Source organism: Streptomyces sp. NPDC003720, from assembly GCF_042875075.1.
Taxonomy (GTDB): domain Bacteria; phylum Actinomycetota; class Actinomycetes; order Streptomycetales; family Streptomycetaceae; genus Streptomyces.
Window position 1 is genome coordinate 339,623 of record NZ_JBIANZ010000011.1, and the last position, 15,163, is coordinate 354,785.

General features: G+C 71.2%; 12 protein-coding genes and 1 pseudogene. 5 read left to right on the forward strand and 8 right to left on the reverse strand.

Features of this window, described 5'->3' with window-relative positions; all coding sequences use genetic code 11:
* Nucleotides 1-325: 325 nt before the first annotated feature.
* Nucleotides 326-871 (reverse strand): annotated as a pseudogene (locus ACFYU0_RS29640) (hypothetical protein); the annotation flags it as partial.
* 148 nt (nucleotides 872-1,019) lie between these two features.
* Between ACFYU0_RS29640 and ACFYU0_RS29645 the strand changes: the two are divergent.
* A complete protein-coding gene (locus ACFYU0_RS29645) occupies nucleotides 1,020-1,754 on the forward strand; it encodes a helix-turn-helix domain-containing protein (RefSeq protein WP_389305104.1) in 735 nt (244 codons plus the stop codon).
* Here ACFYU0_RS29645 and ACFYU0_RS29650 read toward each other — a convergent pair.
* Nucleotides 1,751-2,776: an ATP-dependent 6-phosphofructokinase gene (locus ACFYU0_RS29650; RefSeq protein WP_389305106.1), complete on the reverse strand. Its 1,026-nt coding sequence runs from the start codon at nucleotides 2,774-2,776 to the stop codon at nucleotides 1,751-1,753. The genes ACFYU0_RS29645 and ACFYU0_RS29650 overlap by 4 nt on opposite strands.
* 213 nt (nucleotides 2,777-2,989) lie before the next feature.
* Here ACFYU0_RS29650 and pta point away from each other — a divergent pair, with 213 nt between their 5' ends.
* From pta to pyk, 3 genes are all read left to right on the forward strand, one after another.
* On the forward strand, nucleotides 2,990-5,080 hold the full coding sequence (pta, locus tag ACFYU0_RS29655; protein WP_389305108.1) for a phosphate acetyltransferase: 2,091 nt from the start codon (nucleotides 2,990-2,992) through the stop codon (nucleotides 5,078-5,080).
* Nucleotides 5,077-6,288, forward strand: coding sequence for an acetate kinase (locus ACFYU0_RS29660; RefSeq protein ID WP_389305110.1), 1,212 nt, complete (start codon nucleotides 5,077-5,079; stop codon nucleotides 6,286-6,288). The genes pta and ACFYU0_RS29660 overlap by 4 nt, the downstream gene beginning before the upstream one ends.
* A gap of 99 nt (nucleotides 6,289-6,387) precedes the next feature.
* Nucleotides 6,388-7,815 carry a pyruvate kinase gene (gene pyk / locus ACFYU0_RS29665; RefSeq protein WP_389305112.1) on the forward strand — a complete coding sequence of 476 codons (1,428 nt, stop codon included), beginning with the start codon at nucleotides 6,388-6,390 and terminating at the stop codon, nucleotides 7,813-7,815.
* A gap of 100 nt (nucleotides 7,816-7,915) precedes the next feature.
* Here pyk and ACFYU0_RS29670 read toward each other — a convergent pair whose 3' ends face one another.
* The 4 genes from ACFYU0_RS29670 to ACFYU0_RS29685 all read right to left on the reverse strand — a co-directional run bounded on the left by ACFYU0_RS29670 (nucleotide 7,916) and on the right by ACFYU0_RS29685 (nucleotide 12,100).
* Nucleotides 7,916-9,220: a hypothetical protein gene (locus tag ACFYU0_RS29670; protein ID WP_389305114.1), complete on the reverse strand. Its 1,305-nt coding sequence runs from the start codon at nucleotides 9,218-9,220 to the stop codon at nucleotides 7,916-7,918.
* Nucleotides 9,210-9,758, reverse strand: a complete 549-nt coding sequence (locus ACFYU0_RS29675) for a DUF6114 domain-containing protein (protein WP_351672314.1) — start codon at nucleotides 9,756-9,758, stop codon at nucleotides 9,210-9,212. The genes ACFYU0_RS29670 and ACFYU0_RS29675 overlap by 11 nt, the downstream gene beginning before the upstream one ends.
* A gap of 115 nt (nucleotides 9,759-9,873) precedes the next feature.
* Complete coding sequence (locus ACFYU0_RS29680; RefSeq protein ID WP_351672316.1) at nucleotides 9,874-10,509, reverse strand: DUF6230 family protein; 636 nt, start codon at nucleotides 10,507-10,509, stop codon at nucleotides 9,874-9,876.
* 619 nt (nucleotides 10,510-11,128) lie between these two features.
* Nucleotides 11,129-12,100: a tetratricopeptide repeat protein gene (locus tag ACFYU0_RS29685; RefSeq protein WP_351672318.1), complete on the reverse strand. Its 972-nt coding sequence runs from the start codon at nucleotides 12,098-12,100 to the stop codon at nucleotides 11,129-11,131.
* Between the two features lie 209 nt (nucleotides 12,101-12,309).
* Here ACFYU0_RS29685 and ACFYU0_RS29690 point away from each other — a divergent pair, with 209 nt between their 5' ends.
* Nucleotides 12,310-12,951, forward strand: a complete 642-nt coding sequence (locus ACFYU0_RS29690) for a TetR/AcrR family transcriptional regulator (protein ID WP_351672320.1) — start codon at nucleotides 12,310-12,312, stop codon at nucleotides 12,949-12,951.
* Nucleotides 12,952-13,001: 50 nt separating this feature from the next.
* Here the strand turns inward: ACFYU0_RS29690 and ACFYU0_RS29695 are convergent, their stop codons facing one another.
* Together ACFYU0_RS29695 and ACFYU0_RS29700 are read right to left on the reverse strand one after the other, a co-directional pair.
* On the reverse strand, nucleotides 13,002-14,702 hold the full coding sequence (locus ACFYU0_RS29695; RefSeq protein WP_389305117.1) for a methylmalonyl-CoA mutase: 1,701 nt from the start codon (nucleotides 14,700-14,702) through the stop codon (nucleotides 13,002-13,004).
* 107 nt (nucleotides 14,703-14,809) lie between these two features.
* Nucleotides 14,810-15,148 (reverse strand): DUF3817 domain-containing protein, encoded by a 339-nt coding sequence (locus ACFYU0_RS29700; RefSeq protein WP_351672324.1) that lies wholly within the window; start codon nucleotides 15,146-15,148, stop codon nucleotides 14,810-14,812.
* Nucleotides 15,149-15,163: the final 15 nt, after the last annotated feature.

Consider the following 15,163-nt stretch of genomic DNA (forward strand, 5'->3'; position numbering starts at 1 on the left):
GACCTGCCGCCCCGCCACTTCCGCCGCCGGCACCCGCCGCTCCGCCGCCTCCCACCCCAGGACCTGCCGCCCCACCGCTCCCGACACCGACGCCTCCCACCCCGGGGCCTGCCGCCCCGCCACTTCCGCCGCCGGTGCCCGCCGCTCCGCCGCCTCCCGCCCCGGGACCTGCCGCCCCACCGCTCCCGACGCCAGCACCCGCCGCTCCGCCGCCTCCCGCCCCAGGGCCTGCCGCCCCACCGCTCCCGACGCCAGCACCCGCCACCCCGCCCCCTCCCGCCCCGGGACCTCCCGCCCCGGGACCTGCCGCCCCGCCGTCTCCCGCCCCGCGCGGCCCGAACGGCACGGCGTACTGGACGATGTACACCCCCAGCCCGGCCACCGAGACCGCTTCCAGGACGGACAGGACCGCCAGACCGGCGGACACGTCGTCCCCCGCCCAGTAGACGGTCAGCGCGCTGAGCGGCACGACGCAGAAGGCCAGCAGGTCCACCACGCACTGGGCGGCCTTCCGCGACACCCGCCGGGCGTCGCCCCGGTGGGCGACCTCCCAGCGGAAGACCTCGGACCCCCGCACGCGCACCGTCTCCGCGAGCCGGGGCCCCAGTTCCTCGCGCACGTACGCCCCGATGGCGGAGATCTTCTGGTCGTTGACCAGGTACGTCCATCCGAGCACGACGCACACCGGCGGCAGCGCCAGCAGCATCGCGGTCTGCCTGGCCTGTGCGGCGGCGGCGATCACCGCGGCCACGACGGTCAGCGTGACGTAGAGCAGGTTGTCCCGGAACCCGATCCGCGTCTTCTGCTCGTCCTTGATCGTCTGGTACTCGGCGAGCAACAACTGCCCCATGCCGACGTCCCGTTCGGCCATGAGCGCCCCTTCCCCCGGCGGTTCCCTGAGAGTGTGCCCCAGGCCGGGCGCGTCAGGTAGAACCTCCAAACCCGCGCCCTTGCACAGCCGGTGATCCTGGCGGAACCGACCGTGGCCACCGGCCGGCCGCGGCCCTAGCTTGTGGCGGGTGCGCCCACCTCCGCCCCGGCCCGAGTCCGCCGGCCCCCCGTTCGACGCCCCGGCCGCCCGCAGGCTCCGGGCCGGCCTCGGCATGGGGCCCGAGCACGTCGCGCACGGGATGCGCGTCTCGTACGGGCTGCCGTACGTGACGCCCGGCCTCGTCGTCGCCTGGGAACGCGGCACGGCCGCTCCCGGCGGCGCGGAACTCACCGCGCTCGCCGGGGTGTTGTGGTGCTCACCGGGGGAACTGATCAGCCGCCCACGGACCCTGCGGGAGCACCGCGTCGCCCGTGGGATCGCGCCCGAGGACGTCGCCCACGCGGTCGGCATGGAGCTGCGCGGCTACCTGCGGACGGAGGAGAGCGGGCAGTGGCGCGGCGACGAGCGTCAGTCGGCCGCCCTGGCCCGGGTGCTGGAGCTCGCCCCGCCCGAGTTCGTCGCCGTCACGGGCCGCGAGGCGCCGCTCGCCGGCCTGCTGCGCGGCGCGGTGACGACCCGGTGGCAGGCGCAGGTGCGGCCGGTGACGAGGCTGGTGCCCCTGGCCCGGGACGTCGTGGAGGAGGTGTTGCGGGAGCTGCACCTCGACTACCAGGGGCGCATGGCCGCCACCCTCGGCTGGGGTGGCGGCGGCAGCGGCGCGGGCGACTCCGGCCGGGAGTTCCTCGACCGGATCGTGGAGAACTTCTGGGCGGCGGTGGAGTCCAGGAGCGGCGGGGAGGGGGGTGGGGACCGCGGGGCCTAGAAGACCGACTCCGCCTCGTCCATGCGGTCCTTCGGGACCGTCTTCAGCTCGGTGACGGCCTCCGCGAGCGGCACCATCACGATGTCGGTGCCGCGCAGCGCGGTCATCCGGCCGAACTCGCCGCGGTGCGCGGCCTCGACGGCGTGCCAGCCGAAGCGGGTGGCGAGGACGCGGTCGTAGGCGGTGGGCACGCCGCCGCGCTGGACGTGGCCGAGGATGACCGGCTTGGCCTCCTTGCCGAGGCGCCGCTCCAGCTCGTAGGCCAGCGCGGTGCCGATGCCCTGGAAGCGCTCGTGGCCGTACATGTCGATCTCGCCCTTGCCGTAGTCCATGCTGCCCTCGGCGGGGTGGGCGCCCTCGGCGACGCAGACGACCGCGAACTTCTTGCCGCGGGCGAAGCGTTCCTCGACCATCTTGACCAGGTCGGCCGGGTCGAAGGGGCGTTCCGGCAGGCAGATGCCGTGGGCGCCGGCGGCCATGCCGGACTCCAGGGCGATCCAGCCGGCGTGCCGGCCCATGACCTCGACGACCATCACGCGCTGGTGGGACTCGGCCGTGGTCTTCAGGCGGTCCATGGCCTCCGTGGCCACGCCGACGGCGGTGTCGAAGCCGAAGGTGCGGTCGGTGGAGGAGATGTCGTTGTCGATGGTCTTCGGGACGCCGACCACCGGCAGACCGGCGTCGGAGAGCATGCGGGCGGCCGTCAGGGTACCCTCGCCGCCGATCGGGATCAGCGCGTCGATGCCGAACTCCTCGACCATGTCGGTGGCCTTGTCGCAGGCCTCGCGCAGCCGGTCGCGCTCGAGCCGGGAGGAGCCGAGGATGGTGCCGCCGCGGGCCAGGATGCCGCTGACGGCGTCCAGGTCCAGGCTGCGGTAGTGGCGGTCGAGCAGACCCCGGTAGCCGTCCTCGAAGCCGATGACCTCGTCGCCGTACTGCGCCACCGCCCGGTGCACGACCGACCGGATCACGGCGTTCAGGCCGGGGCAGTCGCCGCCTGCGGTGAGAACTCCGATGCGCATCGTGCTGTGTCTCCTGCTCGCTGTCGTTGCCTGTGAGCCAATGTCGATTGTTTCACGTCCGCCGACCGGGTGATGTCTTGACGGGCGCCCTAACCCCCGGCGGGGGTATTGTCAAGAGGGTTCCGCTCACCTGGGCGGGCGATTTTTGTGCCACGGACTCCGTGCCACGGAAGAGACCGGCGAGACGGCGAGACGAAGGAACGGAGTGCACACGTGACGCGCAGCGTGTACGTGACCGGCATCGACCGCGGCGACGGCCGCCAGGTGGTCGAACTGGGGGTCATGGAGCTGCTGACCCGGCAGGTGGACCGGGTCGGCGTGTTCCGGCCCCTCGTCCATGACGGACCCGACCGGATGTTCGAGCTGCTGCGGACGCGGTACCGGCTCTCGCAGGACCCGGCCACCGTCTACGGCATGGACTACGTCGAGGCGTCCGCGCTCCAGGCCGAGCAGGGCACCGACGAACTGGTCGCCACCCTGGTCGACCGCTTCCATCTGGTGGCCCGGGACTACGACGTGGTCCTCGTCCTCGGCACCGACTTCGCCGGCACCCAGCTCCCCGACGAACTCTCCCTGAACGCCCGGCTGGCGAACGAGTTCGGCGCGTCCGTGCTCCCGGTGGTGGGCGGCCGCGCACAGCCCGCCGACTCGGTGCGCGCGGAGATCCGCAACGCGTTCAGGGCGTACGACGGGCTGGGCTGCGACGTGCTCGCCATGGTCGCCAACCGGGTGGACCGCGAGGACCGCGCCGAGATCGCCCGGCGGCTGACGGACCGGCTGCCGGTGCCCGTGTACGTGCTGCCCGACGAGCCCGCGCTGTCCGCGCCCACGGTCGCGCAGATCGCCCAGGCCCTCGGCGCGCGGGTGCTGCTGGGCGACGACTCCGGGCTGGCCCGGGACGCATTGGACTTCGTGTTCGGCGGCGCGATGCTGCCCAACTTCCTGACCGCGCTGACCCCGGGCTGCCTGGTGGTGACCCCGGGCGACCGGGCCGACCTGGTCGTCGGTTCGCTGGCCGCGCACAGCGCCGGGACCCCGCCGATCGCCGGTGTGCTGCTCACCCTGAACGAGGTGCCGAGCGAGGAGATCCTCACCCTGGCCGCCCGCCTCGCCCCGGGCACTCCGGTGATCTCCGTGGCGGGCAACAGCTTCCCCACCGCCGAACGGCTCTTCTCCATGGAGGGGAAGATGACCGCGGCCACCCCGCGCAAGGCGGAGACCGCGCTCGGCCTGTTCGAGCGGTACGCCGACTCCGCGGACCTCGCGCGCCGCGTCTCGGCCCCGAGCGGCGACCGGGTGACCCCGATGATGTTCGAGCACAAGCTGCTGGAGCAGGCCCGCTCGGACCGGCGCCGGGTCGTGCTGCCGGAGGGGACCGAGGAGCGGGTGCTGCACGCCGCCGAGGTGCTGCTGCGCCGGGGCGTGTGCGACCTGACCCTGCTCGGCCCCGCCGACCAGATCCGCAAGAAGGCGGCCGACCTGGGCATCGACCTGGGCGACAGCCAGGTGATCGACCCCGCCACCTCCGAACTGCGCGACGTCTTCGCCGAGCGGTACGCCCGGTTGCGCGCCCACCGCGGTGTGACCGTGGAGCTGGCCTACGACGTCGTGTCGGACGTGAACTACTTCGGCACCCTGATGGTGCAGGAGGGCCTGGCCGACGGCATGGTGTCCGGCTCGGTGCACTCCACCGCCGCCACCATCCGGCCCGCGTTCGAGATCATCAAGACCACGCCGGAGTCCTCGATCGTCTCCTCCGTCTTCTTCATGTGCCTGGCCGACAAGGTGCTGGTCTACGGCGACTGCGCGGTCAACCCGGACCCGGACGCCGAGCAACTCGCGGACATCGCCGTCCAGTCGGCGGTGACCGCCGCGCGGTTCGGGGTGGAGCCGCGGATCGCGATGCTCTCGTACTCCACGGGCACGTCCGGCTCGGGCGCCGACGTGGACAAGGTGCGCCAGGCCACCGAGCTGGCGCGCTCGCGGCGGCCGGACCTGAAGATCGAGGGTCCGATCCAGTACGACGCCGCCGTGGAGCCGTCCGTGGCCGCCACCAAGCTGCCCGGCTCGGAGGTCGCCGGACAGGCCACCGTGCTGATCTTCCCCGACCTCAACACCGGCAACAACACCTACAAGGCCGTGCAGCGCTCGGCCGGCGCCGTCGCCGTCGGCCCGGTGCTGCAGGGCCTGCGCAAGCCGGTCAACGACCTGTCCCGGGGCGCGCTCGTCCAGGACATCGTCAACACCGTCGCCATCACGGCGATCCAGGCCCAGACCCCCAGCGAGAAGGCGGCCGAGCTGTGACCACCCCGACCCGAGTCCTCGTCCTCAACTCCGGCTCCTCTTCGGTGAAGTACCAGTTGCTGGACATGCGCGACAGCAGCCGGCTGGCGGTGGGGCTGGTCGAGCGGATCGGCGAGCAGACCTCACGGCTGGAGCACACCTGTGTGGCGAGCGGCGAGAGGCGGGAGCACAACGGGCCGATCGCCGACCACGACGCGGCGCTCAAGGCCGTCGCCGAGGAGCTCGCCCGGGACGGCGTGGGCCTGGACTCCCCGGAGCTGGCCGCGATCGGGCACCGGGTGGTGCACGGCGGCATGTTCTTCACCGAGCCGACCGTGATCGACGAGGCGGTGCTCACCGAGATCGAGCGGCTGATCCCGGTCGCGCCGCTGCACAACCCGGCCAACCTCACCGGCATCCGCACCGCGACGGCGCTGCGCCCGGACCTGCCCCAGGTGGCCGTCTTCGACACGGCCTTCCACACCACGATGCCGGAGGCCGCGGCGCGCTACGCGATCAACCCGAGGATCGCGGACCGGCACCGCATCCGCCGGTACGGGTTCCACGGCACCTCGCACGCCTACGTCTCCCGCCGGACCGCCCGGCTGCTGGGCAAGGACCCCTCGGAGGTGAACGTCATCGTGCTGCACCTCGGCAACGGCGCCTCGGCGTCCGCCGTCGAGAAGGGCCGGTGCGTGGACACCTCGATGGGGCTGACGCCTTTGGAGGGGCTGGTGATGGGTACGCGATCCGGTGACCTGGACCCGGCCGTCATCTTCCATTTGGCTCGTGTCGGCGGAATGTCCATGGACGAGATCGACAGTCTTCTCAACAAGAGGAGCGGTCTGTTCGGCCTGTGCGGGGACAATGACATGCGCGAGATCCGCCGCCGGATCGACGAGGGCGACGAAGAGGCCGCCCTCGCCTTCGACATTTACATTCACCGGCTCAAGAAGTACATCGGCGCCTATTTCGCGGTGCTCGGCCGAGTGGACGCGGTCGCGTTCACGGCCGGGGTCGGCGAGAACGCGGCGCCGGTGCGCGAGGCGGCGGTCGCCGGCCTGGAGCCGCTGGGCCTGGCGGTCGACGGCGAGCTGAACGCGGTGCGCGGTGCCGAGCCTCGGCTGATCTCGCCCGCGTCCGCCCGGGTGGCGGTCGCGGTGGTGCCGACCGACGAGGAACTGGAGATCGCGACACAGACCTACGAGCTGGTCGGAAAGAAGAGCTGAGCAATACACCGGAGTAACACGCCTGAGCGCATGACCGCCCATTTGTATCTTCCGCCAGACGGAATATTCCGCAGCGAAACAAACCGATAGGATCGCCCCATGCGCCGTTCGAAAATCGTCTGCACTCTCGGCCCCGCGGTCGACTCCCACGAGAAGCTCGTCGCCATGATCGAGGCGGGTATGAACGTGGCCCGCTTCAACTTCAGCCACGGCTCCCAGGCCGAGCACCAGGCGCGGTACGACCGCGTCCGGGCCGCGTCCAAGGAGACCGGCCGTGCCATCGGCGTCCTCGCCGACCTGCAGGGCCCGAAGATCCGCCTGGAGACCTTCGCCGAGGGTCCGGTCGAACTCGAGCGGGGTGACGAGTTCGTCATCACCACCGAGGACGTCCCGGGCGACAAGCAGATCTGCGGGACGACCTACAAGGGCCTGCCGGGCGACGTCTCGCGCGGCGACCAGGTCCTGATCAACGACGGCAACGTCGAGCTGAAGGTCCTGGACGTCGAGGGTCCCCGGGTGCGGACGATCGTCATCGAGGGCGGCGTGGTCTCCGACCACAAGGGCATCAACCTGCCCGGCACGGCCGTGAACGTGCCCGCGCTGTCCGACAAGGACGTCGAGGACCTGCGCTTCGCCCTCCGCATGGGCTGCGACATGGTCGCGCTCTCCTTCGTCCGGGACGCCAAGGACGTCAACGACGTGCACCGGGTGATGGACGAGGAGGGCCGCCGGGTCCCGGTGATCGCCAAGGTGGAGAAGCCGCAGGCGGTCGACAACATGACGGACGTCGTGATGGCGTTCGACGGCGTGATGGTGGCCCGCGGCGACCTGGCCGTCGAGTACCCGCTCGAGAAGGTCCCGATGGTGCAGAAGCGCCTGATCGAGCTGTGCCGGCGCAACGCCAAGCCGGTGATCGTGGCGACCCAGATGATGGAGTCGATGATCACCAACTCCCGCCCGACCCGCGCCGAGGCCTCCGACGTGGCCAACGCGATCCTGGACGGCGCGGACGCGGTCATGCTGTCGGCGGAGTCCTCGGTGGGCGCCTATCCGGTCGAGACCGTCAAGACGATGTCGAAGATCGTCAGCGCGGCCGAGGAGGAGCTGCTCTCCAAGGGCCTGCAGCCCCTCGTCCCCGGCAAGAAGCCGCGCACGCAGGGCGGTTCGGTGGCCCGTGCCGCCGCCGAGATCGCCGACTTCCTCGGCGGCAAGGGCCTGATCGCCTTCACCAAGTCCGGTGACACCGCCCGCCGTCTGTCCCGCTACCGCGCGACCCAGCCGATCCTGGCCTTCACCACCGACGAGGGCACCCGCAACCAGCTCACGCTGAGCTGGGGCGTGGAGTCCCACGTCGTGCCGTTCGTCAACAGCACCGACGAGATGGTCGACATGGTGGACCAGGAGCTGGCCAAGCTGGCCCGCTTCAGCCCCGGCGACACCGTGATCATCACCGCCGGCTCGCCCCCCGGCGTCCCCGGCACCACCAACATGGTGCGGGTGCACCACCTGGGCAGCCAGAGCGACTGACCGGCCCGCCGAGGGTCTCGGGCACGCACTGAGGGCGCCCCCTGCGGCAGGGGGCGCCCTCAGCTCTGTGCGCGGCTCCCGAACGGGCTTGTGCGCGGGCTCAGTCGGTGGTGTACAGGTGCATGCCGGGCACGTGCAGGTTGCCGCCGAACTGGGCCGCCTGGACCACGTGGACCTTGGTGAAGTAGATCAGCGGGATGTTCAGCGGCGGCGGGCTGTCCGGGCTGAACGTGACCGGGATCAGCCCCAGCAGGTTGCCGGAGATGCTCTCGGTGTACATCACCGTGTCGCCGCCGGTGATCGTGGAGTTCGATCCCTTGGCCGCCTGCACGTGGTACGTCTTGCCGGCCTGCTTGTCCTTCACCGTCTGGTGCAGGTCGCCGATCTCCGTGCCGCCCGAGATGACGTACTTCAGCACCTTCTTGGTGGTGCCGTTGGCCGTCCTGACCTCGACGACGCCCTTGTAGTCGGCGCCCTTGAGCGTCAGCGAGCTGGCGTCCAGGTACCAGGGGTCGTCCGCCACCGGCACCTTGTTGTCGACGCCGCCCTCGGCGTCGGTGGCCGCCGGGCAGTCGTCGGGGGACGTGGTGGAGCTCGCGGACGGGCTGGGCGTGGCCGACCCGGCCGCGTCCTCGACCGTCTTCGTGGTGTCCTCGGCCGCCTTGGAGACCTTGTCGGTGGTGTCCTTGACGGTGTCGGTGGTGTCCGTGACGGTCTTGGTGGTCTTCTCGACCGTGTCCTTGACCGTGCCGGTCGCGCTGTCCCCGGCGGTGGAACCGGACGAGGGGGACGCGGACGGCTCCGGGCTCGCGGACGTGCCGGAGTCCGTCTTGCCGCCGGTGAGGATGTCACCGAGCGCGTCGCCGAGGCCGCCCAGCACACCACCGCTGCTCTTGCTCGCCGACGGGGACGGCGTCGCGGTGTCCCCGCCGGACCCGGAGCCGGAGCCCGAACCCGAGTCGGAGGAGCCGGACGTCGCAGTGGGCTCGGGCGTGGACTTCTCGTCGGAACCTGAATCCGGCGAGGCGGTCTTGCCCGGGTCCTGCTTGTCCGTGGTCCCGGCGGACGCCGTGGGGGTGGGCGTCGCCGTGTCCGTGGACTCGCTCGCGGACGGCGAGGGCGACTCCGAGGCCTTCCCGTCGTCCTTCAGCGCGTCCACGCAGTCCTTGTACTCCGCGGCCTTCTGGCTGTTGGACGTCGTCCCGCCGTTGTCGGCGAGGGCGAGCGTCGACGTGAAGCCCATGCCCACGATGACGGCGGTGGGCATCGCCACGGAGACGATCGCCTTGCCCGCGGGCATGTGGAACCTGGTGAACAGCGGCTTCCTGGGCGCCGCGTGGCGGGGACCGGTTCTCGCACGGGACCCCTCCACATCGGTCCCGTGGGTCGCCTCGTCAGCCGGCACTGTGCCTCCCGTTCGCCCCGTTGGCCGGGCTCGTTCCTGACAGGTCGTTCGACTCGCTCGCGGCGTTCGCGTCCTTGTCCAGCCAGGAACCGGAAGGGGCTTCCTGCCCCGCGTCGGTTCCCTCGGCGGGCTCCGCGGCCGGTCCGCCCGGCGCCCACGACACGGCCATCGCACCGCCGACCAGGGCGAGCAGGAAGCCGATGATGAAGCCGCCGAAGTTGGACACGGGCAGGGACACCAGCCCGAGCAGGATCGCGGCGACGCCGGCGAAGGTCCGTACGTGCTTCTGGAACCAGAGGCTGAGGCCGAGGACGACGAGCAGTACGCCGATGATCAGGGATCCGGCTCCCGCCGTGGTCGCCATCGCCAGGGTCAGGTGACCGACCTGGAGATGTGCGTACGGGAAGTACATGATCGGAAAGCCGCTGAGCAGGACGAAGAGGCCGGCCCAGAACGGCCGGGTGCCCCGCCAGGCGCGGAACTGCAGCCTCCGGCGGGTGAACTCGCCGGATTCGGCGGCAGGAGTCTCGGCGCTCATGGAAAACAGCTCCCTGGTGCGGCGTTGCTGTGGTGGTGATGGGTGCCGCGTGTGAACACGCGGCCGGAGTGTGGACGGGCGGGGCGCCTTCGGCCCCCCGCCCGTCAGCGAGTGCCTAGTAGCACTCGTGCGTACCCGTCGACAGCGACATCTTCAGGCCGCTGAGCTTGAAGGTTCCGGCGGTGGTCGCCCACGCCGTCTGCTTCACGTCGGTCAGCGTGGCCGTGTCGGCCTGCTGGGCGAAGCCGAACGGGTTGGCCTGCTCGCCGTTGCCCTTCATGCCCGGACCCTTGGTGGCGTCCTTGGCCGCAACACCGATGTCGATGTTCTTGAAGACCGCGTCGGCGTTGAGGTCGGCGACGTCGATGTAGAGGTTGTCGGCCTCCACCGGCTTGGCGCCCTCGCCGGCCTTCAGGATCAGGCTGACGGACCCGAAGACCGGGACCTTCGGGGTGACGACGGACTGGCACAGGCTGTTGATCGTGGCGCTCTTGAACGCCGAGACCGCGACCGGGTGCGCCGTCTTCTCACCGTCGAGGGTGTACCCCGAGTCGATCGCGCCGTACTGCGCGAAGCCGTTGCCGACCAGCTTGTCGGCAGTCACCTTGAACGACTGCCCCGAAACGCTGAACGAAGCAGCGAGGGCACCCTGCGCCAGGGCGACACCTATCGCTGCCGTGGCGGCGACGCTGGGCACCATGACCACAGCGAACCGCTTCCATCTGGTCCCGCCACGCACCTGGGACTCCATATTTCCTCCTTCTCGGACGTACATCTCCTGGCCCGACTCGCCCCAATCGGCGGCTCAGCCAGGCAGGGATGGGAGAAGTGCTACGTCCTCGGAAAGGAGAGCGCCCGTACTCATCAGGCGCGAACCGCGCCCGAGCCACCGGCGATCACCCCCGAGCGACAACCACTGGTCGCGCCTGACACGCATCACGCACAACCTGGACAGGCTTCGCCGTGCGGCGAAGACCCCCCTGTCCTAGAGCCGGCGCCACTGCCGCCGGCTCTGCTCGGTGGGGACCCAGAGTCTCCCTCGACCCGACCGGCTGCCGGGGGTACGGGAATGGACCGAGCGTCGCCGATCGTGGTGCATTCTCGGCCGGGACACAAGGGGGTTCGTTACTCGCTAGTAACGGCCGGATAACCGAACAACGACCCAGCGGTCTCGAAGGGCGACGCTGGGTGTCAGTCAGGGGCAGAGCAAAGCCGTTGATCCTTGGACGAATCCAGACAGACCAACGGCCTCGATTTACTCCGAGTAACAGCGGCCGCAATTGCCAAGTTTTGGCAAAGTGCGGCCGCCCTGACGCCTCGTAGGCGAATTTTTCACTCCGGCATCACATGCCGTGGTGTTTAGCGACTGGTCAGAACAGAGCCCGGGCCAGGGCCCGTCGGGCGGTGACCACCCTCGGGTCCTCCGGCCCCACGACCTCGAACAGCTCCAGCAGCCGGCGCCGCACCGCGTCCCGGTCGTCGCCCGCCGTGCGCCGCACGGTGTCGATCAGCCGCCCGAAGGCGTCGTCGACGTGACCGCCCACCAGGTCCAGGTCGGCGGCCGCGATCTGCGCGTCCACGTCGCCCGGCTTGCCGGCGGCCTCCTCGCGCACCCGCTGCGGGTCCATCCCCTGCACCCGCTGCAGCAACTCCGCCTGGGCGAGGCCGAGTTTGGCCTCCATGTTGCCCGGGTCGTCGCTCAGCACGTTCTTGTACGCCTGGACGGCCCCGCCCAGGTCACCCGCGTCCAGCGCCCGTACGGCGGCCTCGAGCAGGGCGTCGTACGGACCCGCCGGCGCCTCCTGCGGTGCGGCGCCGCCCGGCTCGGCGTCCGGGTCGACGGTCAGACCGGTCAGCCCGAAGCGCTGCTCGGCGACCTGCACGAGCTGGTCAAGGGTCTCGCGGATCTGCTGCTCGCCGGCCGCCCCCTGGAAGAGGGGCAGCGCCTGCCCCGCGACGACGGCGAAGACGGCCGGGATCCCCTGGACCCCGAACTGCTGCATCAGCATCTGGTTGGCGTCGACGTCGATCTTGGCGAGCACGATGCGCCCGTTGTACTCGACGGCCAGCCGCTCCAGGACCGGGCTCAGCTGCTTGCAGGGCTGACACCACTCGGCCCAGAAGTCGATGACGACCGGTACTTCGGCGGACCGTTGCAGGACATCCCGCTCGAATCCCGCTTCATCGACGTCGATGACGAGGTCGGCCGGGGATACGGCCCCCGCGCCGCCCTGCCGGGCGGCTTCGGCGCGCGTCTGCTCGGCCTTGGCCTTGGCCTCCTGGGCCGCCTTCACGGCGGCGAGGTCGACGACGCCGCTCATGGACATGTTCCGTGGCTGCATGCGTCTATCCTCCCCCGTCTCGGCGCGTGAAGAAAAAAGCGGTGTGATCGGCGCCGGGTCCCCACCCCACGCCCGTGGTCGTCGCCCGTGCACGTCCCGCACGAGCTTTCGCTACGACCCGTAGCGTAATGCCAAGCGGGGGCGCCGCGGCACCACTCTCCGGTGATCTCCCTCACGACCGCACAGATTCCGCCGGTTATGGTCGACGCATGCAGAGCCGCCACCCCGCCAGCCGTACCGGACGCCCGCGCAGCGCCGCCGCGGACGCCGCGATCCTGGCCGCCACCCGGGACGCACTGGTGGAACTGGGCTGGTCGGGGCTGACCCTGAGCGACGTGGCCACGCGGGCCGGGGTCGCGAAGACGACGCTCTACCGCCGCTGGGCGGGCAAGCACGAACTGGTGGTGGACGCGGTCGCGGAGCTGTTCGACGAGCTCGAACTGCCCGACCGGGGCAGCCTGGCCGCCGACATCGAGGGCGTGGTGCTCCAGTTCGCGGCGATCCTGGCCCGGCCGGAGGCCAGAAGTGGCTTGATGGCGGTGGTCGCGGAGGCGACCCGCGACGACGCGCTGCGCGAGCGGATCCGCGCCTCGATCGTGGACCGGCAGATGCGCCTGGTCCTGGAGGGCCGCGCCCGGGCCCAGCGGCGCGGCGAACTCCCGCCGGAACCGGACCCGGCGGAGTCCTCCCGCACGGTGGACCTGATCTTCGACATGGTGGCGGGCGCGGTGGTCCACCGCACCCTGGTGAGCGGCAAGCCGGCGGACGAGGCCTGGGTGCACGGCTTCACCCGGGTGCTGCTCCTCGGCCTGACCGCCCAGCCGGACGGCGGGACGGCCCGGGCCGGGTAGCCCCAGGGGGCGCAGCCGTCCCCTGGAGCCGTCCGCCGCCCGCGGCGGAGCTAGAAGCCCGCCGGTTCCGTGTAGACCCCCCACTCGTCCCGCAGCACCCCGCAGATCTCGCCCAGGGTCGCCTCGGCCCGCACCGCGTCGAGCATCGGCTCGATCATGTTGGCCCCGGACCGGGCGGCGCCCAGCATGTCCGCGAGGGCGGCGCGCACCGCGTCCTCGTCCCGCGCCGTCTTCCGCTCGCCCAGGACGCGGACCTGCTCCCGCTCCACCTCGTGGCTGACCCGCAGGATCTCCAGGTCCCCGGTGACCGAGCCGGTGGCGACGTTGACGCCCACGACCCGCTTCTCGCCCTTCTCCAGGGCCCGCTGGTAGCGGAAGGCGGACTCCGCGATCTCGCCGGTGAACCAGCCGTCCTCGATCCCGCGCAGGATGCCGGAGGTGATCGGCCCGATGGGGTGCCGCCCGTCCGGGTGCGCCCTGAGCCCGCGCTCCTTGATCTGCTCGAAGATCTTCTCCGCGTCCGCCTCGATGCGGTCCGTGAGCTGCTCGATGTACCAGGAACCGCCCAGCGGGTCGGCCACGTTGGCGACGCCGGTCTCCTCCATCAGCACCTGCTGGGTGCGCAGCGCGATCTCGGCGGCCTGCTCGCTGGGCAGCGCCAGCGTCTCGTCGAGCGCGTTGGTGTGCAGCGAGTTGGTTCCGCCGAGCACGGCGGCCAGCGCCTCCACGGCCGTGCGCACCACGTTGTTGTACGGCTGCTGGGCGGTCAGCGAGACGCCCGCGGTCTGCGTGTGGAAGCGCAGCCACTGCGCCTTCTCGCTCTTCGCGCCGTAGACGTCGCGCATCCACCGGGCCCAGATCCGCCGGGCGGCGCGGAACTTGGCGATCTCCTCGAAGAAGTCGACGTGCGCGTCGAAGAAGAAGGACAGGCCGGGCGCGAAGACGTCCACGTCGAGCCCGCGGCTCAGGCCCAGCTCGACGTAGCCGAAGCCGTCGGCGAGCGTGTACGCCAGCTCCTGCGCGGCCGTCGCCCCCGCCTCGCGGATGTGGTAGCCGGAGACCGACAGCGGCTTGTACGCGGGGATGCCGGCCGCGCAGTACTCCATCAGGTCGCCGATCAGCCGCAGGTGGGGCTCCGGCTGGAAGAGCCACTCCTTCTGGGCGATGTACTCCTTGAAGATGTCGGTCTGCAGCGTGCCGTTGAGGACCGACGGGGCCACGCCCTGCCGCTCGGCGGCCACCAGGTACATGCAGAAGACGGGCACCGCGGGCCCGCTGATCGTCATGGAGGTGGTCACGTCGCCGAGCGGGATGTCCTTGAACAGGACCTCCATGTCGGCGGCCGAGTCGATGGCGACACCGCAGTGGCCGACCTCGCCGAGCGAGCGGGGGTCGTCGGAGTCGCGCCCCATGAGCGTCGGCATGTCGAAGGCGACGGACAGTCCTCCGCCGCCCGCGGCGAGGATCATCTTGTACCGCTCGTTGGTCTGCTCGGCGTTGCCGAAGCCGGCGAACTGGCGGATCGTCCAGGTGCGGCCCCGGTAGCCGGTGGGGTGGAGCCCGCGCGTGAAGGGGTACTCCCCGGGCCACCCGATCCGCTCGAATCCCTCGTACGCGTCCCCGGGGCGGGGTCCGTACACCGGCTCCACGGGATCGCCGGAGAGCGTGGTGAAGTCTGCGTCGCGCTTGCGCGCGGCGTCGTAACGGGCCTGCCAGCGCCGGCGGCCTTCCTCGATGGCGTGAGCGTCCATACCAGCGAATTTACTTGGACGTCCTAGTAAATGTCGATGGCAACCGGGTCACGACCACGAGAACACCGCCGTACGGGTGCCGTACGGCGGTGTGGCGCGGCTTGCGGTCAGGCCTTGGCGACGGCCGGCCCCGGGTCGGCGACCCTGCCGTCGAGCTCGCGGCTGATCCGGCGCTCGACGAAGAAGGCGGCCGTCGGGATCGTGCCCGCGAGCAGCACCCAGAGCTGCTTGCCGACCGGCCACTTCGCCTTGGAGCCCAGGTCGAAGGCGAAGACCAGGTAGACGACGTACAGCCAGCCGTGCGCGATGGCGACGACCCGGGTGACGTCGGCGGCACCGTCCATGTCCAGCCCGTACTTCGCGATCATGCTCAGGCACAGCAGCACCAGCAGCACACCGGTGACGTAGGCCAGGACGCGGTAGCGGGTCAGCACGCTCTTCTTCATGCCGTCGAGCGTAAC